The organism is Argonema antarcticum A004/B2 (assembly GCF_023333585.1).
Lineage (GTDB): Bacteria > Cyanobacteriota > Cyanobacteriia > Cyanobacteriales > Aerosakkonemataceae > Argonema > Argonema antarcticum.
Genome location: NZ_JAIQZN010000007.1, coordinates 60,609 through 79,464, shown reverse-complemented (window position 1 = coordinate 79,464; position 18,856 = coordinate 60,609). Strand labels below are relative to the sequence as shown.

General features: G+C 45.7%; 14 protein-coding genes and 1 pseudogene. 9 read left to right on the top strand and 6 right to left on the bottom strand.

The genetic code is table 11. From position 1 onward, the window contains the following. Positions 1-2: 2 nt before the first annotated feature. Positions 3-416, top strand: a complete 414-nt coding sequence (locus LAY57_RS04805) for a hypothetical protein (protein ID WP_249065163.1) — start codon at positions 3-5, stop codon at positions 414-416. 17 nt (positions 417-433) lie between these two features. On the opposite strand, the pseudogene LAY57_RS04800 reads toward LAY57_RS04805, so the two are convergent. Beyond that, a pseudogene (locus LAY57_RS04800) lies at positions 434-763 on the bottom strand (Uma2 family endonuclease); the annotation flags it as partial. A gap of 174 nt (positions 764-937) precedes the next feature. Between LAY57_RS04800 and LAY57_RS04795 the strand changes: the two are divergent. The 4 genes from LAY57_RS04795 (at position 938) to LAY57_RS04780 (ending at position 8,885) form a co-directional block, all read left to right on the top strand. Next, positions 938-3,061 (top strand): methyl-accepting chemotaxis protein, encoded by a 2,124-nt coding sequence (locus LAY57_RS04795; RefSeq protein WP_249065162.1) that lies wholly within the window; start codon positions 938-940, stop codon positions 3,059-3,061. Positions 3,062-3,214: 153 nt separating this feature from the next. Continuing rightward, a complete protein-coding gene (locus LAY57_RS04790; RefSeq protein ID WP_249065161.1) occupies positions 3,215-5,332 on the top strand; it encodes a methyl-accepting chemotaxis protein in 2,118 nt (705 codons plus the stop codon). 296 nt (positions 5,333-5,628) lie between these two features. Next, on the top strand, positions 5,629-6,777 hold the full coding sequence (locus LAY57_RS04785; RefSeq protein WP_249065160.1) for a tetratricopeptide repeat protein: 1,149 nt from the start codon (positions 5,629-5,631) through the stop codon (positions 6,775-6,777). Between the two features lie 218 nt (positions 6,778-6,995). Beyond that, the gene (locus LAY57_RS04780) at positions 6,996-8,885 is read left to right on the top strand and encodes an alpha/beta hydrolase (RefSeq protein ID WP_249065159.1); all 1,890 of its coding nucleotides are present in this window, start codon (positions 6,996-6,998) and stop codon (positions 8,883-8,885) included. Here LAY57_RS04780 and ispD read toward each other — a convergent pair. Further along, positions 8,865-9,569, bottom strand: coding sequence for a 2-C-methyl-D-erythritol 4-phosphate cytidylyltransferase (gene ispD, locus LAY57_RS04775; protein WP_249065231.1), 705 nt, complete (start codon positions 9,567-9,569; stop codon positions 8,865-8,867). The two genes, LAY57_RS04780 and ispD, sit on opposite strands and share 21 nt — an antisense overlap. A 75-nt stretch (positions 9,570-9,644) precedes the next feature. Here ispD and LAY57_RS04770 point away from each other — a divergent pair, with 75 nt between their 5' ends. Then, positions 9,645-10,607 (top strand): glycosyltransferase family 9 protein, encoded by a 963-nt coding sequence (locus LAY57_RS04770; RefSeq protein WP_249065158.1) that lies wholly within the window; start codon positions 9,645-9,647, stop codon positions 10,605-10,607. A 145-nt stretch (positions 10,608-10,752) separates the two neighbouring features. Here LAY57_RS04770 and LAY57_RS04765 read toward each other — a convergent pair whose 3' ends face one another. Further along, the gene (locus LAY57_RS04765; protein ID WP_249065157.1) at positions 10,753-12,606 is read right to left on the bottom strand and encodes a cache domain-containing protein; all 1,854 of its coding nucleotides are present in this window, start codon (positions 12,604-12,606) and stop codon (positions 10,753-10,755) included. A 184-nt stretch (positions 12,607-12,790) separates the two neighbouring features. Here LAY57_RS04765 and LAY57_RS04760 point away from each other — a divergent pair, with 184 nt between their 5' ends. After that, entirely contained in the window at positions 12,791-13,429 is a 639-nt protein-coding gene (locus tag LAY57_RS04760; RefSeq protein WP_249065156.1) for a D-glycero-alpha-D-manno-heptose-1,7-bisphosphate 7-phosphatase, read from the top strand. After that, entirely contained in the window at positions 13,404-14,027 is a 624-nt protein-coding gene (locus LAY57_RS04755; protein ID WP_249065155.1) for a hypothetical protein, read from the top strand. The genes LAY57_RS04760 and LAY57_RS04755 overlap by 26 nt, the downstream gene beginning before the upstream one ends. 4 nt (positions 14,028-14,031) lie before the next feature. On the opposite strand, the gene LAY57_RS04750 is transcribed toward LAY57_RS04755, so the two are convergent. After that, positions 14,032-14,505, bottom strand: a complete 474-nt coding sequence (locus LAY57_RS04750; protein WP_249065154.1) for a CRR6 family NdhI maturation factor — start codon at positions 14,503-14,505, stop codon at positions 14,032-14,034. A gap of 366 nt (positions 14,506-14,871) precedes the next feature. Here LAY57_RS04750 and LAY57_RS04745 point away from each other — a divergent pair, with 366 nt between their 5' ends. After that, on the top strand, positions 14,872-15,324 hold the full coding sequence (locus LAY57_RS04745) for a Fur family transcriptional regulator (RefSeq protein WP_249065153.1): 453 nt from the start codon (positions 14,872-14,874) through the stop codon (positions 15,322-15,324). A 1-nt stretch (position 15,325) separates the two neighbouring features. Here LAY57_RS04745 and LAY57_RS04740 read toward each other — a convergent pair whose 3' ends face one another. Together LAY57_RS04740 and LAY57_RS04735 are read right to left on the bottom strand one after the other, a co-directional pair. After that, a complete protein-coding gene (locus tag LAY57_RS04740) occupies positions 15,326-15,499 on the bottom strand; it encodes a hypothetical protein (protein WP_249065152.1) in 174 nt (57 codons plus the stop codon). A gap of 6 nt (positions 15,500-15,505) precedes the next feature. Continuing rightward, positions 15,506-18,853 carry a pentapeptide repeat-containing protein gene (locus LAY57_RS04735; protein ID WP_249065151.1) on the bottom strand — a complete coding sequence of 1,116 codons (3,348 nt, stop codon included), beginning with the start codon at positions 18,851-18,853 and terminating at the stop codon, positions 15,506-15,508. Positions 18,854-18,856: the final 3 nt, after the last annotated feature.

Below are 18,856 nucleotides of genomic sequence, written 5' to 3'. Positions count from 1 at the left end.
CCATGCAAAACTTAGACCTAAAAAATAAATCCGACAATACCAAAGCTGCCAAAGAATATATTGATCGCGTAGCCAAACAATTGCTAACTGATTATCAGCACACTAAAGAAGAGAGGCATAAAATAGCATTATGGGAAGAGTCACAAGAGTTCAGTATCTTAGGTGTCATCGAAATTTTTACCACTGATATTCGCGGCTACGCCGCGCAAGTTATTGCCAACGATAATTTAGAAAATAATCAAGAAATCCTGGAAAATTTACAAAAATTAAAAATATTTGATATCAGCTATTTTACCGAGTGGTACTTTGACCATGACTCTGATTATCCCCAAATCAAACGCTATGCGGAAACCCTCAACTATCTACGTTTATTAATTATCGAATATATTACCCAAAGGGCGACATCGCTCAATTAAATGTTGTAGGAAGGCATCAGACGATTGCCAGGAGATAATATTTCAAATACCACTTGCGGTGCAATATTATCTTCTTCCCATTGTTTGTAAGAACCGCGATCGCCTTTTGGTCTGCCAAAAACAACCATTGCATCTGGTGCTTGCAGAGTTTTGTTATCTCCATACACGGGATACCAAAGCAGATCGCCAGCAACAAAAACATTAGGATCGTCAGCAAACAACAATTCTAGATTTTCCTTAATCGTTACAATCCAACCAAATTGTTTAGTGTTGTCTGCCATCGGTTCACCGTCGTTTTCGGGATAAATGATGGTTTGTGCGGTATCGGTTGGCAGTTGTTGTACCATACTGCTTTCGTCCGTGCTTTGAGGTAGTTATTCTATTGTAACGCTCTGTGCAAAACTCAATAATTGCTTTTTTGCGGCAGAGCGTTAATCTACTTAGGTTAGTGGGACTGTCGCTGGCGAGTTATAGTTCAGATTATTAGGATTACCTTAGAGATCGGGCCATTCGGATAATATATGCCAACTACTAAAAATCGCTTAGTTACAAAATTATTGGGAAAAGTGCCGCTGCAAGCTATTCTGATTGTCCCTTTTGTGGTACAGATTGTGGGCGTAGTGGGACTCGTCGGCTATCTTTCGTTTACAAACGGACAAAAAGCGATCGCAGATCTCGCATCTAAATTACAGAACGAAGTCAGTTCGCGTATCGCTGGGCACCTCGATACGCTTTTAGCCACCCCCCGCCAAATCAACCAAATCAACCTCGATGCCTATGAGTTAGGCAACCTGAACTTGCAAGACCTCGATCGCACTGGGCGTTACTTTTACAAGCAAATGCAACTGTTCGGAGATGTTGGTTACATCAACTTTGGCAGCGTCAAAGGCGAGTTTATCGGCATCGGTCGTGAGGATAATGGCACTTTGTACATGGAATTAATGCGTTCTTCTGACAGTGGTCGCTACAAGCGATATGCCTTAGATAATCAGGGAAAGCCTATCCGTGTCATCGCCGCTGAAGACTATGATTTCCCAAACGAAGATTGGTATGCCAATGCAGTTAAAGCCGGTAAACCCGTCTGGAGCGACATCTACATCTGGTCCGATCGACCAGAAATTATGTCAATTTCCTCTAGTTATCCACTGTATGACCAAACCCGCAAACCGATCGGTGTGATTGGAGTTGATTTGATCCTCTCACAGATTAATAGCTTTCTGCAAACTTTGAAAGCAAGTCCTTCTGGCAAAATTTTCATCTTGGAGCGGGACGGGTTGCTGGTAGCTAGCTCCAGCAGCGAAAAACCTTACAGTTTGGTGGAAGGTAAAGGCCAACGCCTCAAAGTACTTGAGAGTAAAGACCCTCTAATTCGATCGACCGCTCAACATTTAATAGACCGTTTTGGTAATCTCAAACAAATTGCTACGAGACAGCAAATCGACTTCAACCTAAATAGCAATCGCCAATTCGTTCAAGTCATTCCCTGGCGGGATAAATTGGGTCTGGATTGGCTAATTGTGGTAGTCATCCCCGAATCGGATTTCATGGCACAAATCGACGCCAACACCAGCACCACCATCCAGTTGAGTATTGCCGCCTTAATTTTGGCAATTATTATTGGCATTCTTACCGCCCGCTGGGTGACACAGCCAATTCTTCAGCTAAATTTGGCAGCAAAAAACATTGCTAAAGGGGAATGGAAGCAAACCGTTGATATCGATCGCACCGATGTAGTAGGACAACTCGCCAAGTCTTTTAACGATATGGCAAGCCAACTTAAACACTCCTTTGAAAAACTCAATGAGGTAATTTCTCAAGCCGATCGAGTTAGTATGAAAATTACCTCATCCACTACCCAAATTGCTGCTGCTGGCAAACAGTTAGAAGCCACCGTCACACAGCAAGCTGTTTCCACTAACGAAGTCAGCGCCACTGCGACTGAGATTGCCGCCACTTCCGAGCAATTAATGAAGACCACGGAAAATATTGCCCAAAAAGCCCAAGCAACTGCATTGGCGGCTAGTAACTCTCAAGCAGACTTGATGGAAATGGCTACAGCGATGCGTCAGTTGGCAACAGCCACGACCTTGATTTCCGCCAAACTGGGGCTGATGAATGAAAAAGCCAATAACATCAATAGCGTCGTTACCACCATTACTAAAGTGGCGGATACGACAAATTTACTCTCCCTCAACGCCGCCATTGAAGCCGAAAAGGCAGGACAGTACGGCACAGGTTTTGCAGTTGTCGCCAGAGAAATTCGGCGACTGGCAGATAGCACGGCTGTCGCCACCGTGGACATTGAGCAGATGGTTAAAGAGATCCAATTCTCTGTTTCCAGTGGTGTGATGGAAATGGATAAGTTTAGCAAACAGGTTAGTAACCATCTAGAACGAGTTGACGGGATCGGTGAGCAAATCACCCAGGCGATCGAACAAGTACAAAGTCTCACACCCCATTTTCATCAGGTTAGTCACAGCATGGAACAGCAATTTGAGGGTGCTAGGCAAATCAGTACTGCGATCTCTAAATTAAGCGAATCCTCCCAGCAAACCGTAGAATCTTTACAAAATACTAACCAGGCTATGAACCAATTAAATGATACCGCACAACAGCTACAAAATGTGGTAAAAACCAGTTTGTAAGCAACTAAAAAGCCGATCGAGCGGAAAAAATGTGCCGAGCGGATCGTGCTTGATAGTGTCGTTACAAAAAAATTAAATCATTTTAATCGATCCGTTGGTATAATCCCGTAATAGTCCTCAATTTTTAATAATCTGCTGGGAGTGTTTTTAACGATGGTTGGCTCAAAAGAATCTCTTTCCCCCACCTTGTTGAAATTCCGCCTTCGTACTGCCCTCGTAGTTCCCTTTGTCTTGCAAATCGCTGCAACAGTTGGATTGGTTGGCTATCTTTCATTTCGGAACGGACAGGAGGCAGTCAATAAACTTGCCAGACAAGTGCGTATGGAGGTCGCCTCTCGCACAGAGCTAGTCATAGAAAGCTATTTCAAAGAACCGCACCAGATTACGCGCAGCAATATTAACGCATTGCGGCTTAATAAAATTAACTTTAACGATAAAGAGGCAGTTGAACGAGATTTTTTCTCTCAGTTGCAGGTTTACCCTTTAATCGGTGAAATTTATGTGGGTACACCCGATGGCTCTATTATCTACGTGGCACGCATAGCCGATGGTAGTTTCATAGCAAATACAACTACTAACTTTCCCAGGCGAGAGCAATATAAACTTGACAACCAAGGCAGACGGCTCAACCTGCTCAAGGTTAACAATTATGATGCCCGCATTCGTCCTTGGTATAAAGTGGCAATAGAGAAACGGGGACAGTCTTGGACAGATGTCTATTTGTTTGCGACTACACAGACTTTGGGAATTGAGGCAGTAGAACCTTATTATGACGATCGGGGTAAACTCGTTGCTATTTTCTCAAGCAATCTTCCCTTAAAAGCATTATCCAACTTTTTGAAGGCCGTCAAAGTCAGCCAAACAGGACAAACTTTTGTGATCGATCGGGCCGGAAGACTTGCTGCAACATCAACAGGAGAGAACCCTTTTGTTGAGGTAAGAGGCGAAAAGCAGCAGATCGAAGCAGTTGACAGTCAAAATCTCCTGACCAGAAAAACCGCAGAGTATTTGCAAAAGCAGGTTAGTAATTTCAGCCAAATTACTAACCTGCGCGAACTCTCATTCGATATTGATGGCAAACGCCAATACGTGCTGGTGCAGCCTTATTCTGATAAAAAAGGATTGGATTTTTTGGTGGTGGTCGTTGTACCAGAAGCAGATTTCATGGCGCAAATTAATGCCAATACTCAGACAACGATCTGGCTATGTTTGCTGGCCTTGGGATTGGCGATCGTCGTAGCAATTGTTACTGCTAACTGGATTTCTAGCCCCATTTTACGAATTGCCAAAGCCTCAGAAGACTTGGCAGGTGGCAATTTCGAGCAGGAGGTTGCATCCAGTCAAATGATTGAAATCGCAAGGCTGGCAAACTCCTTCAACAAGATGGCAAGGCAACTCCAAGACTCTTTTGACAAAATCACTTCGGTAATTTTTCAGGCCGATCGCGTTAGCAATCAAATCAGCTCATCTACCAGCCAAATTGCCACCGCGAACAAACAACTAGAAGCCAGCGCCGTCCACCAAGCTACTTCCACGAATGAAGTCAGAGTTACAGCCAATCAAATCGCCTCTACTTCTGGGCAATTAGTCAAGACGATGGAAAATATTGCCCAAAAAGCCACTGCCACGGAATTGGCAGCAAGTTCGGGTCAAAAGAGCCTTACAGAAATGGCTGACGCAATGGATCGGTTGTCAGAGGCCACAAACTCGATTGCTTCCCGGCTGGGGGAGATGAATGAAAAAGCCAATAAGATCAATAGCGTGGTGATTACCATTGCCAAAGTGGCAGACCAGACGAATTTACTTTCCCTCAACGCTGCCATTGAAGCAGAAAAGGCAGGGGAGGCTGGGACAGGTTTTGCGGTTGTTGCCAGAGAAGTGCGGCGTCTGGCCGATAACTCGGCCGCAGCCTCTCAGGAAATTGAGGAGATGGTCAAAGAGATCCAATCGTCTGTTTACAAGGGCGTGATGGAAATGGATAAGTTTAGCAAACAAGTGAGCTACTATGTGGAACAGGTTGGTCGTATTAGCGGGCAGATTGCCGAGGTCATTGAGCAAGTGCAGAGTCTGACGCCTCAATTTAAGCAGATTAGTCACAGTATGGAAGGCCAATTTGAGGGGGCACAACAGATCAGTACTGCGATCGCGCAATTAAGCGAAGCATCCCAGCAAACCGTGGCATCTCTACAGAAGACTAACCGAGTCCTTGACGAATTAAATGATACCGCGCAAACCTTACAGGGAATCGTATCAAGTAAGGTGGTATTTTGACACTCCCCAGCCCTAAAGGGACCGGGATTCTTTAAGAGTCCAAAGTCTGAACCTTAAGGGCGTAGTCAAAGCGCCTCTACTTGCTTGAGTTCTCTACCAATTGAATGATACCGCCCAAGTTCTACAGGCAATCATCTCAAGTCCCGTGGCATTGTGATTATATTCTGGCAACTGTTGCGATCGTCTTTTTTTGTCTTCTGGGTGATAAAATTACACATTTACGGTTATTATAATCAGTCAGTTCTCAAATTCAATTATTCCAGATCGAATATCGAAGCAATAGTAGCACTCTCGTAATGGCAGAAACACAAGGAAAATCTACCGTGCAAAAGCAAATCTTCTTGGCGATCGGTCTCCTGCTATGGGGAGGAATGGCGGTAATTACACCCCCAGTTGCCCAAGCTGAAGAAGAATACGATCCGAATATGGACACTATTTATCAGCTTCCTAGCGATTCTAGCGACGATGGGCTGAGTAAATTGCTACAGGATGCCCGTACTTTGGTGGAATCTGGAAATTTTGGCCGTGCTTTAGCGATTTATCAACAGGCAGCTAGTTTAGATAGCAAAAATGCGCGTATTTATTCTGCTATTGGTTATGTGCTTGCACGTCAAGGAAATTACCCAGCAGCAGTCAATGCTTATCAACAGGCAGTTGCTCTTGAACGCAGCAATGCAGAATTTTATTACGCTTTGGGATACAGCCTTGCCAATTCAGGAGACAACCGGAGTGCCGCCGCAGCTTATCGGCGGACCACCCAACTCGATCGCCATAACCTGAAAGCTTACCTGGGACTTGGCGCTGTTCTCTTCCGCCAGGAAGACTATGCAGGTGCTATGCGAACCTACGAACAAGCGATTCAGCTCGATCCTAAGAGTGTAGAAATCCGCGAGTCGATCGCTTCTATCCTGTTAAAGCAGAAACGTTATCAGGACGCTATTAACGTGCTACAGCGAGCTGTCAGCCTTGAGCCGAACAATAGCAATTTGCAGTTCAACCTGGCAACTGCCTACCTCGCACAAGGTAACCAGAGTGCGGGATTGGCTGCATTTGAACAAGCTGCGAACTTAGAACCGCGTAACGCCGAGATTCATCTGCAAATTGGTAAGCTACGACGCGCTCAAAATAATCTTGAAGGTGCTTTAGCAGCCTACCAGCGAGCTGTGGCAATAGACTCGAAATTAGCACAAGCACACGCTGGTATCGGTGAAATTTTGCTACAGCAGCAAAAGTTTCAGGAAGCAGTTGCCGCTTATCGTCGTTTGACTAAAATAGTACCCCAAGAACCAGGGGCTCACTTTAACCTGGGTCTGGCTTTGAGCAGGTGGGGACGAGGATCGGAAGCAATCGCATCTTTTAACCAAGCCCTTAACCTTTATCGGCGTCAAGGCCAGAATGAAGGAGTACGAAAAGCGGAAGCCGCTATAAGCGAACTCCAACAGTAATTTTACAGTCAGCAGTCGGGTGGGCCATACCCACCCGACAGAGTAGATGTGCGATCGCCCAAAGGTGTGATTTAACCAATCTTATAGCGAATTAAAGTATTATTACTGTATTTTGCTGAGTTGGTAAGTTAAAATAATATTTTTACTCAGCAATTTCACGTACACTCGTTTCCGATCTCAATACATACGTATATAGTAGCCGTAGGAATAAGGAAGTTATGGAAATCGAAATTAAGCGCGAATACGAAGACGAATTACCTTTTACTTGGAGAAGCGATGCTCAAAAAGAGAGCGATCTATCGTGGTTGCAAGAAATAATCGAGGACACAGGACGTTTTTCAGACCGATGGGCAAAGGCTCGGATTGTACAACTAGCCTATGAGTTAGACAGTGAGGAAAAGATTGCCGAGCGATTGCAAAATGAGTTGCGAGAAGAAGATAAACCGCAAAATGATAAGCCAGAGCAGTATCGGTCTTTTAAAGAAGAAGTTAATGTAGAGTATGTCATTAACACTTTGAATCAATGGAAGGGTAAAAAATTCAGACAAAGAAGCGCTCGTAACTTTGAGGTTTTCGCATACAAAAATAACCCTAATGTCTTTTTAGTCATCAGCAGGACGACCAGTTCCTTTGATTTAAACCACAACTTACCTCCCAAGGAGCATTTCCAAGCTTTATTTAATGTCAATGAATTAGCCAGACTCATACAGGACAGTAAAGCAAAGCGTTTAACCTTACGAACTCACGGTTATGCTACTCCATCTGAAAACTTTTACAAAGGCTTTTGTAAAGAAGCCGATCGCCTCAGCGAAATAGCCCAGAACGGTCACTTTTATATTGGCTACAGTTGGCCTAGCGAACAGCCTTTACCTGTCTTTAAAACCTGGCAAGGATTGCTTAGGAAACTGGCTGTATTTTCGCAACAACTAGATAAAAAGCCTTTGAAAAAGCGGGATAGACAAATCGACATCCGCTTGAAGTTTATATTTTTCCTAGCTTTGAGTGCAGGCATTGTTGGCACCTTGGCAACGGCTTTACTTATGCTGGCGGAAAAGGTATTTAGTTTGCAGCTATTAACTTTTCTGCCGCAGTGGGTTGGAATCAGTAGTGTTGTCTTTTTACTTTGGGGGCTAGCCTTTTGGCTGTTGCGACAAACAGGCTACCAAGGCGATCGGACCAGGGCAATTTACTATGGAGTGCCAGACCTAGCTGAATTCTTTTGGCGTTTGGATAAGGGGCTGAGCAAATTTGCACCAGATTGTTCCCTGAAAGTCAATATGATAGGTCATAGCATGGGTGGTTTAGTGATACTAAACACCCTGCGTATTTTGTGCTACCAGTTCCGCAATGACCGCCAAGAAAAGTATAAATTTGGCGATCGCTTCACACTGGATAAGTTAATTTTGGCTTCGCCGGATGTTCCCCTAGAACTGATGCGGCAGGGTCGGAGCAATTATGTTCGCACTGCCTTGAATTGCTGCGATCAAATTTACTTGATGAGCAGCGATCGCGATATTGTCTTGCGTTACCTTTCTAATGTTGGCAACTGGTTTACCGAACCCAGCATTCAAATGTCCGGTGTGCGTCTGGGAAATGTTTATTTGAGAAATGATTCCCAAGGGAAAATTGCTCCTTGGGTTCGCGCAATGTTTTATTCCCAGCCTACTTTACAGATCACTTCCGACCCCCAACTGTTTAACAAGGTGAACTACCTGGATTGCTCACAAATGGGGAGCAAAAAAGGCCGTGGTGGAGTTAATGGCATTCGATCGGCACTTGCAAAAATTTCCCTGGAAAAATCCCAGATTGACATTAATCTCAATGGAATGTTCATCGACCTGGGAAATGCCATCCGGTATGTTTATGACTCGACTTTGTATCGATTAAAAAAAAGCGAGCTAGACGGTTTAGATCTTCACGGTGGTTACTTTCAACAGGAAACGCTCTCTTTCGAGATTTTGGAGTTTTTGCTCAAAACAGAACTAGAGGAAACGGATATCCAAAAGCAACTTGAGATCGCGATTGGCTCTAGCAGCGAGATTCGCTTCTTGCCAAGTAGTAAACCAGTCGAACAGCCCGCAAACCAATTAGCTGCTAGCATCCGCTGAATTTCCCAAACGTTGGCGGAGGATGAATTCGGCTATAGCTAAATCCACAGGTGTCGTCACCTTCAAATTCGTCTCCTCTCCTTCCACAATCAAAACTGGCAAATCGCACTTCTCAAACAAAGCAGCATCATCTGTCACTTCCCAACCCAGGTGACGCCCTTTTTCGTGGCATTCCTTCAATAACCGCACATCAAATCCTTGCGGTGTCTGGGCTGCCCACAACCGATTGCGATCGGGCGTATCTTCAATAAAGTTAGCTTTATCCACGATTTTGATGGTGTCCTTGACTGGCACCGCCGCAATTAGACCAAAATATTTGAACAGAATCTCAGAACATCGATCGAGCAAATCTGGCGTCGCCAGACACCTAGCACCATCGTGAATCAACACCCGTTGGGCGTCAAGCGGTAGCGCCTGCAAACCGTTGTAGACAGACTCCTGACGGGTTTTCCCTCCCTGAATGAACTCCACCGGCTTAGTTAGAGATAATTCGGCCACAATAGCCTTCAAGTCGGGCATATCCTCCGGCTGACAAACGATCCCAATCCAGTCGATCCGGCTGGAAGCTTCGACTGCCAGAAGCGTCCAGGCAATCAGAGGTTTGCCTAATAGAGTTAGCAAAAGTTTATTGCGATCGCTTCCCATCCGACGCCCCATACCAGCCGCCGGAATTAATAAATGCACTGCCTTTTTCAATAGTTGTTGCACTGGGTATATCTTCCATTAAAATGAGGAGCGGATAAGCCTATCTAAAGTATTATGCGTGTAGTAGCCCTAGTTCCAGGCGGAATTGGCGATCAAATTCTGTTCTTTCCGACCCTCGACGACCTTAAGCGTAACTATCCCGAAGCCGAAATAGATGTGGTTGTCGAACCTCGGTCTATGGGCGCGTACCGAGTCTGCAAGTCTGTCTCTGAAGCGATCCGGTATGACTTTAAGGATCGCAACAGTCTGGCAGATTGGGGCAACATACTAGGTACAATCCGCGATCGCGAGTATGATGTCGCCCTTTCATTGGGAAAAAGCTGGCTAGTCGGTATATTGCTGTGGATGACAGGGATTCATACGCGGGTTGGCTACAGCGGTAGCCCTGGTGCGAGCTTTCTCACCAGCCCTGTTCCCCTCAAAACAGAGCAGTATGCGGCTAGTATGTACCACGACCTCCTGCAAGGTTTGGGCATTGGTACGCCAACTCCTGAGTTAGCGATCAACGTACCAAAACAAGACATTGAGTGGGCCCAGAGAGAACAAAAACGACTGGGGATCGATGAAACTGGCTACGTACTGATTCACGGCGGTTCCAGCCAACTCTCAAAAGATAAAGGTATTGACAAAATCTACCCAGTTCGGCACTGGCAGCAAATTATTCAAGACTTGCAGCAGCGGCAACCCGATATGCCGATCGCGATCGTTCAAGGGCCGGAGGATGTCCAGTTTGTCAGCCAACTGTTACAATCGTTCTCCAATCTCAAGGTGATCGCACCAACAGATATCGGTAAATTGGCTGCTACAATCGCCGGTGCGAATTTGATGCTGTGTACCGATAGTGCCCCTATGCACTTAGCTGTCGCAGTTCAAACTTATACGATCGCCTTATTTGGCCCGACAGACCCGAAAAAATTGTTGCCAGTTAGCGATCGCATCATCAGCATCAAATCCCCCACTGGCAAAATGGCCGACATCTCACCCAAAGAAGTTCTCCAAAAGCTTTGGGGCGGCTAGGGTAATTTTATATTTTAGATTTAAGATTTTAGATTTCAAAACTTATTTTTAAATCTAAAATTTTAAATCTGAAATCTGAAATTCCCTCGATCGCAACTATTAAAACTTATCAACCTCACTAGGTCACAGCCCTCTAAAAATTCCCTCAGTTCCAGAAATCATCAACCTGAAGGTTTTGAATTTCTGTTTGGATATCTTGAAAAAAGCCACTTTCGGTAATCTGGGTGACCTCTTGCTTACGTTTTTGGTGGTCAATCTCTATCTTTAACTCTTGCAACTGGCGTTTGAGTTCTTCCTCTTGCAACTTGCGTGCTGTTACATCCTGAATCAAACCTTCATAATAAAGGACATTGCCACTACTATCTCGGACGGCGCGAGCATCTTCCTGCACCCAAATAATACTGCGATCTTTCCGATAAGCTCGATACTCGAAATTTTTCACTTTTCCCTTCGACTGCATCTCGGTATAAAACTCTTGCAAGCTGCTTGAGTCTACATAAAGTTGACTAGAAATGTTACTGACTGTAGCGATCATCTCCTCTGGAGAGTCATAAGAATAGATGCGGCTCATTGCCATATTCACACTGATGTAATGTCCGTCTGGGGCTGCCTGAAAGATACCCTCCAGCGCGTTTTCAAAGATACTGCGATAATTTTCTTCGGCAATTTTTAGTTCTTCGTTTTTGGTTTCTAGGGTAGCAAATGACTCTAGCAATTGGTCTGCCATACTGTTAAATGAATTGACTAGAATCCTCACCTCTTTTAGTCCTTCTTCCTCCACATTTTGGTTGTATTTACCACTAGCAATTGATTGCGCTGCTTGACTCAACCTGAGAATAGGTTTCGTAATCCAACGAGAGGTAAAGATTCCTACAATGGTTGCCAAACCTAAAGTTGCAATACACATAATAATCGTATTCTGAGTATTTTTGTGGATTTCTGCCATGAAGTCTGATTCGGGAACTACTACTGCCACCTGCCAATTTAGCCCTTTATCGTCCCGGAAAGACAAGAGTCTTAAAAATTGTCGCTCACCGTCTATTTCAAATTTTAAATACTGGGAATTTTGAAGGTTATTGAATATTTCTGAATGGGTAGCTAAATATTTAGCTGTAGTTCTCGTAACTGGGTTGCTACTTTCTGTTGCTTGAAACATATATCTTTTACCATCTTGAGTACGAAATGGTATTTCATGGGTAGAAGTTGCTACTAATCTTTTGCGATCGTCAATAATAAATGCTTGTCCTGTTTTAGCAATGTTGAGACTCCTCAAGAATCGACCAGTACTGTTCAGACGTAATGACGTCAGCATTAGTCCTTGTAGTTGTCCCTTTGGATCGTACAACGGATCGGTAGCAACGACTAACAAAGTAGGTTCTATAAATGAGGGATTAATTGCCGAATTCCAACTAGCTTTTTTGGCGTTAATTCCCTCTTGATACCAAAATTGATGTGTGTACCAATATCGCCTTTCCAGCCCCGATTCCTTGTTGGGTATCACCTGGTTAATTGTAGTGCGATCGCCCTTTTCGTCTGTATTGTAAAAAGTGAAATTGTAGTCAGTAAAATCATCTATTTCGAGCCTGAGTATAGTACCATTTTCTGTACGATCTACTCCTCGTACTCTTCCATCTTTGTTAGCCACTATTGTGTAATTTACTTCTGGATATAACTGGACTAGCCGCCAAAGATATTTCTCCCAAGCCGACAATTCTTCTATATTTAAAAGCCCGCTTTCTATCGCATCCATTTTGATTTTATTTACGTGATGCGGAATTTGCAGGTAGTTATTTAGATTTTGCTCAATGCGACCGGAAACCTCATCCATTAATTGATTGGCAAGCTTATTGACTGCTTTCTGGCCGTTTTGAAAGGACAGATATCCCACTATTCCCACAGCACCGACAATTTGCAGGACAAAGGGGACAATCATGACAAGTTGGAGGGGAATTTTTCCAAAAGCTTGGGAAATTGACCATTTGAGAGATTTGTTGGACATGAAGTTACGCGCTTAAACAAAATTTCAGAGAGCATTATTCTACAATAGTTCAAAAGTTGAATAACTAAACAAGGTTTTTCCGATCGGCTACGAGTTTTATAAATAAACATATCCTAATACAATAAAATAAACTTGCGATCGCATTCCCTAACTTAGGAGTTTCCATACTCCGACGAGATTTTAGATGAAACCAGCCGTATTTCTCGATCGAGATGGCGTCCTCAACATCGAGGCGGGCTACATTCACTCTTTAGAAGACCTACATCTTATACCGGGCGCAGCTAAAGCAGTGCGGCAGTTAAACTCAAGCCAAATATTTTGCTGTCTGGTCTCTAACCAGTCAGGCCCAGCACGGGGCTACTACCCAGTTGACCACGTGGAAGCCTTGCACCAACGTCTTTGCCACCTGTTGGAAACAGAAGCAGGGGCAAAATTAGACGCCCTGTACTACTGCCCCTATCTCAGTCCGCCAGAAGGAGGAACCCAGAAAGAATTTACTCGTTGGAGTACTTGGCGCAAACCCAACACCGGAATGCTGGTGGCAGCTGCCTGGGAACATGACTTAGACTTAAGCCAGAGTTTTGTAGTCGGCGATAAAGCAACCGATGTTGATATGGCTCACAATGCCGGGTGCAGAGGGATTTTGGTGCAGACTGGATTTGGTTCTAGCGTCCTGAGTGGTAAGTACCAGCACCACACCACACCAGATTATATTGCCACCGACTTATTAGCTGCCGTTGATTGGATTTTGCAGCAAATGGGTAATTTAGAGATAGAGCGACCCGCAGAGCAATTCAATGAATATAGTGGCAAACAATCCTAAAGCCAAAACCGGGCCAGAAGGCACTTGGACTATTACAGCGGCGAGAACGACCGACGAAACGCCTTATTCGGGCACGGTGCAAATCCATCCTATGGGCAAAATTTACACCGTGTCCTGGTTGACTACATTGGGTGATTACTCAGGTTTAGCGTTTTTTGAGGACGGTCATCTTTTTGCTGGCTGTGGCCCTAACCATACCTACGGCGTTACGCTTTACAAAATTAATGGCGACGGCACCCTCGATGGCACTTGGATTACGCCCTCTAACAACGGTGTACTGGACACGGAAAAGGCTGTGGGCAACACACCGGGCGAATTAGAGGGGACTTACCAAATCAGCGGCACAATTTCCAAAATGAGAAATTACGAAGGCACCCTGAATATTCGTCAGTTAAATGACATTTATCAGCTCTCCTGGTCAATGGGAAGTGAGTATCAGGGTGTTGGTTTGCGCGTGGGTGATTGGCTGATTACCAGCTGGGGAGAAGGCAATGTGTTCTGTATAGATTACGAAGTTCGGAGTGAAATAGCCCAAGGTCGCTGGGCTTATGTCGGTGACTCAGTTATGGGAGTGGAAAACCTCTATAGAATTTCTTGAAATTCTAGCGGATGGCCTCAAACAAGGCATCATCCAGTTCGTAACCGAACATCTGCGCCATCGACTTTAATCGGGATGGACTTTCAATGCCTTGACTTTTCATCCAGTCCACCAAAACAAACAGCTTTTGCATCACAAAAATTTCTAAAGCTTCTGGATTGTACTGGATGCCCTCTTTGCGGCTGAATTGGTGCGGCACCAGCATGGCGGCGTAGCGGGCTAGTTCCCCAGCTTTCCAATCAAGCAGAAATGGCAACCAGGGATAGCGGGCGTCCAGGCGAACAAACCACAGCCGCACTTCGGGGATTTCCGATAGTTCCCGTGGGTCGGTGGATTCGCGGGGATAGTCAATATCAAAGCGCAACTGCTGTTCGTGGGATGGGGCTCCTTCTTGCAACAGTTTTTCAATTACCGTTTGGGCAGGCGACAGATCCAAATTGTTGAGTTGGTTGGAGTTGAGAGCGATCGCAATGGTCATTGATTATTCACGATAAATAAATAAGCTAAAGTAGTAATGAGTTTGTTTTAATGCAGAATCACTTGTAAACGAGAGTTTTGCCAAGTCGGCTCACTTCTCTGCGGTGGTTAAGAGCTATATGCCTTTGGCACGTTTAGCTCAAAGGCCGGATACCAGCAGATATTGCCAGTTTGGTTGCTCCCGCTCCCAAGTGGCCTATCCCTGAACATAGTAGCAAAGTTACAGCCCTTTTCAGGTTAGTGAGGTACAGAGAAACCCGGTTTCTTAAAGAAACCGGGTTTCTGGGCTACACTTCATGCAACTAAAAACCGCTATAAAATATAGATATATGAGTAAGTTCCCAATAGAGATCGAGAGTCTTAAATTATGAAAAATGAAGCGACCGCTGCCAAACCAATTCGTTCTTTAGAGGATGCTTTAGAAAGGTGTCAAGCGAAGGGAATGCGCTTGAGCCGCCAGCGTCGCTTTATTCTGGAACTGCTTTGGCAAGAGCAAGAACACTTATCTGCTCGCGAAATTTATAATCGCCTGAATCTGCAAGGAAAAAATATCGGACATACGTCTGTATATCAAAATTTAGAAGCTCTATCTGGTGAAGGAATTATTGAGTGCCTCGAGCGATCGGACGGTCGTTTGTATGGTAACATCAGCGACTCCCACAGCCACATCAACTGTGTGGATACGAATCAAATTTTGGATGTTCGCGTCGAACTTCCTGAAGATTTACTCAAACAAATTGAAGAACACACAGGAGTGCGGATCACCGACTATAGCATTAACTTCTACGGTTATCGAGTCTTGGAACCAACCTCTGACTAATTTAGAGGCTAGGGGCAGAGGGGCAGAGGGGCAGAGGGGCAGAGGGGAAATTTTCTTGACAACTGACAACTGACAACTGACAACTGACAACTGACAACTGACAACTGACAACTGACAACTGACAACTGACGACTGACAACTGACCACTGACCACTGACCACTGACCACTGACCACCGATCGCTAAAGAAACATAGTCTCATCATTATTATCCATATCACTTTCGTCGTTAGAGTGTATTTCTCCTTCGCTACGCTCAATCAGCAGGAGAGTCGAATCACCATCCCGATCTTCATTCACCCTGACATTTTTAGTAACAGGTATGGTACTATGCCGGTTTCCGGCTTCCAGATTAGCAAGAGCTTGTTGGCAAGCTCGATACTGATTCAAGGAGAATAGGGCACCGCTTTTTTCCGCAAAATCTTTGGTAGCTTCATCAAGCTGAGCTTCAAACAGACAAGCATTGGTGAGACTAGCCAACTGAAGGTTTGCCCCCACGAGATTGGCACCTGTCAGATTAGCCCCTTCTAGCTTGGCTGCTGAGAGATTGACACTTGATAGATCGGCATCGGTAAGATTTGCCCAGGAAAAGTTAGCTTCTTGAAGGTTTGACCCTGCTAAATTGGCTCCAACTAACTCAGCGGCAAAGAAATTTGTTTTCCAGAAGTTAGCCCCAGTCAGCATCACGCGATCCAAACAGGCTTTATGTAAATCTAATAAAAGCAGACTGCCCCTCGATCGCGTCCAGAAAGCATCTGGCGATAAAACCGCAGTGCGACCGATTAAGCTAAGGAATCGATCGGCATTGAACTCCTCTGGAATTTCTGCATCTCCACAAGGTGAAAAGGGAATTTGCGCCTCTCGGTGACACGCACAGAGCAACTGAAACACATTGAGTCCCACTGTTGCATCAATTTGCAGAACATTAAGGGAATTGCCTAGCAGACGCAACTGGGAGCGAGTAGTGTGAACCAACCCCTCATCCAACCATCGACCTCGACAGTAAGCGCGATAGAAACTATTGAGGCGATCCAACAAAACTTTAAAAGAAAACGATCTGCTCGAGCGAGCTTCTTCTCGGCGCAGACGTTCGATCAGCAGCTCTTCAATCTCAGCCGAGATGATACCGTAACCGAACGAATTATAGAGGTGCTGGGCGACACTAGACGGGGAGTCGATCGCAAAAATCGCTTCCCCGTAGGCATCGGCGACTCGTCGAGTCAAAGATTTCAGCTTTTCGGCTAAAGCCTCGGCACAGAAATATTCTCCCAACTTAGGGTGGGAGAAAGAAAGAGTGGGGGAGTGGGAGAGTGGGGGAGTGGGGGAGTGGGGGAGTGGGAGAGTGGGGGAGTGGGGGAGTGGGGGAGTGGGGGAGTGGGGGAGTGGGGGAGTGGGAGAGTGGGGGAGTGGGGGAGTGGGGGACAACACAGATTCTGACATCCGTGCATCCGTGTATATCCGTGTCGTAGTATCCGTGACTTCTTTTACATCCGATCGGCGAAAGTAAAATGCAGGTAAGGTAAAAGTAGTTGCAGCAGCCTGAGAATTAACTCCCGCCAAACGGGTAGCAATAGTGCTGAGGGAGCAGGAGTTGCGACCGCTTTCGAGTAAAGTAATAGCAGCTATTTGCATTTGGTGACGGGCTTCTTGGGCAGATCGACCTTGGAGCAGACTGGCGATCGCTTCTGGAGTGTGGTAGCTATTAGCCGAACCTTCTCGAACCAACATCATACTATTGCCAGCCGACATTCCATCGGGTGCTTCTCCCAGCAGCCAGCGGCAAAGTCGATCGTAAATTTCAAATCTTATTTGGGAACCGCGCAAAGGAAAGAGGGTTTCATCAAGTCTGCCGCTGCGATACAAAATGGCTAATAGAAACAGGCTGAGGGGCTGATGAACAAAAGCCGTCAAATCCTTCACCTCTGGCATCTGTCGAAAAACCCCGCTCTGTTTCAAAAAGTTAAAGTAAGCTTGAGCGATCGATTTAGGTTGGAGTTTCGACCAATTCTTGAACCACAGTTTGAGTTGCTCCTGATCCAGAGGTTGAATAGCCATGCGCCGGAATGAAACCGGCAGACTGTGGGCTAAGCTGCTGAGTACCTGCGATCGACAAGTGAGGACAATCTTGTGGCGGTGACGGCCAGATGCCCCACCGAATTGGTTCTGAAACTTCTGCACCCGATCTAAGAATGCCGAAAATTGACGCTCAACATCAGGAGCGCGGGGCAACTCATCCAGTCCGTCCAAAATTAACAAGCAGGGAGGGTGTAAAGGGGAAAGCCAGCCATCCGCGCTGGTTAATTTGGCCGCTTTTAAGGCAGTATCCAGTGTCTGTTCCAGGGTTTTGCCCAAAGTCGCATCTCGCAAGCGAATAAATACCGGCATCCAGGACGGGTAAACCTCTTGGGCTATCTTTGCCGCCCACATCTGGCAGAAACTGGTTTTGCCAGTACCCGGTTCGCCCTCAATAATAACGACACTTTTGAGATCGGACAGTTGGCCTATTGCCCATTCCATTAAATCGACTGATGGCGCTGAGGGTGAGGGGATAGAGTGAGCGGATGGAAAAGTCGGGCTTTTCCACTGTATGTCTCTTTTGCCCTCGCTTTCTTCAACTGGCACTCCCTTGAGGGGGACATATAAATCTTTCAGGGCAAAGAATTCTCCCAGTACTGGTTCGCTGAGAGCTTGCAAAAGGTTCGCCCGGTAGTTTTCCCGGTTTAAGTCAATTAGATTGGGTATCGTAGCACCAACGGACAGTGCGGAAAGTTCATTTTCCGGGTCTAGCGTTATCGTGTCATCGTCCGTCAGAATTTGATTCGCTAAGTTGTTGTTGGTTAAGTGACCCAGGCGGACGAATCTTTGCAGTTGAGCCAGAGGCAGCGCATTCTCCGCAATTACTCTGAGCAAATGACCTGGAAGTCCATGAACCAAACGCTGTACGAGCTGTTTCGCCGGGATTTCTTCAGCACCGTTGGTGACAAACCAAGCTAGCGCCAGATTATTCATCTGCCCCACGAGCAAAGATTCGCCGATTGAGGAAAGCGCCTGTTCTGCTTGCGTATCCGTAAGTCTGCCCGGTCTTAAGGTTTTCAGCAGCGCTTGCAGCTGAGAATCGGTTAAAGTTACCGGCCTAGTCTCGTCCGCAGTCCCCGGCGCTAGTACGTTAGCCCGTTCTAACCACGGTCTTTTCAGTGCGAATTCCTGGTTTAAAATTTTTTGCAAACTCCTTAGATAGGCAATTTGAAAAGCCAACCAAGTGCCCTCATTGCGCTTGAGGGGCTTCTTACGACTCAGTATTCGCAGCAGTTCAACACTCAGATTACAAACCGGCTCGACGTATTGCCAGAAAACATCTAACGGCAGTTCCAGAAGTTCTGCGAACGGACTGATATCAAAAGGTGTCAGGCTTTTGACTTCGATGTCCTGACCGATGCGGAAGGCAACGCCTGCGGTTTGGGCTCCAAGTGCCTGTAGCTGAGTAATTATAATGTTGCGATCTATCAGCCACTGCCGAATGCTTAAGCTCATCTC

Excerpts from the sequence above, each read along its gene's own strand:
- LAY57_RS04805 (WP_249065163.1), top strand. The coding sequence starts at position 3 with ATGCAAAACTTAGACCTAAAAAATAAATCCGACAATACCAAAGCTGCC.
- LAY57_RS04795 (WP_249065162.1), top strand. The coding sequence starts at position 938 with ATGCCAACTACTAAAAATCGCTTAGTTACAAAATTATTGGGAAAAGTG.
- LAY57_RS04790 (WP_249065161.1), top strand. The coding sequence starts at position 3,215 with ATGGTTGGCTCAAAAGAATCTCTTTCCCCCACCTTGTTGAAATTCCGC.
- LAY57_RS04785 (WP_249065160.1), top strand. The coding sequence starts at position 5,629 with ATGGCAGAAACACAAGGAAAATCTACCGTGCAAAAGCAAATCTTCTTG.
- LAY57_RS04780 (WP_249065159.1), top strand. The coding sequence starts at position 6,996 with ATGGAAATCGAAATTAAGCGCGAATACGAAGACGAATTACCTTTTACT.
- LAY57_RS04770 (WP_249065158.1), top strand. The coding sequence starts at position 9,645 with ATGCGTGTAGTAGCCCTAGTTCCAGGCGGAATTGGCGATCAAATTCTG.
- LAY57_RS04765 (WP_249065157.1), bottom strand. The coding sequence starts at position 12,606 with ATGTCCAACAAATCTCTCAAATGGTCAATTTCCCAAGCTTTTGGAAAA.
- LAY57_RS04760 (WP_249065156.1), top strand. The coding sequence starts at position 12,791 with ATGAAACCAGCCGTATTTCTCGATCGAGATGGCGTCCTCAACATCGAG.
- LAY57_RS04755 (WP_249065155.1), top strand. The coding sequence starts at position 13,404 with ATGAATATAGTGGCAAACAATCCTAAAGCCAAAACCGGGCCAGAAGGC.
- LAY57_RS04750 (WP_249065154.1), bottom strand. The coding sequence starts at position 14,505 with ATGACCATTGCGATCGCTCTCAACTCCAACCAACTCAACAATTTGGAT.
- LAY57_RS04745 (WP_249065153.1), top strand. The coding sequence starts at position 14,872 with ATGAAAAATGAAGCGACCGCTGCCAAACCAATTCGTTCTTTAGAGGAT.
- LAY57_RS04735 (WP_249065151.1), bottom strand. The coding sequence starts at position 18,853 with ATGAGCTTAAGCATTCGGCAGTGGCTGATAGATCGCAACATTATAATT.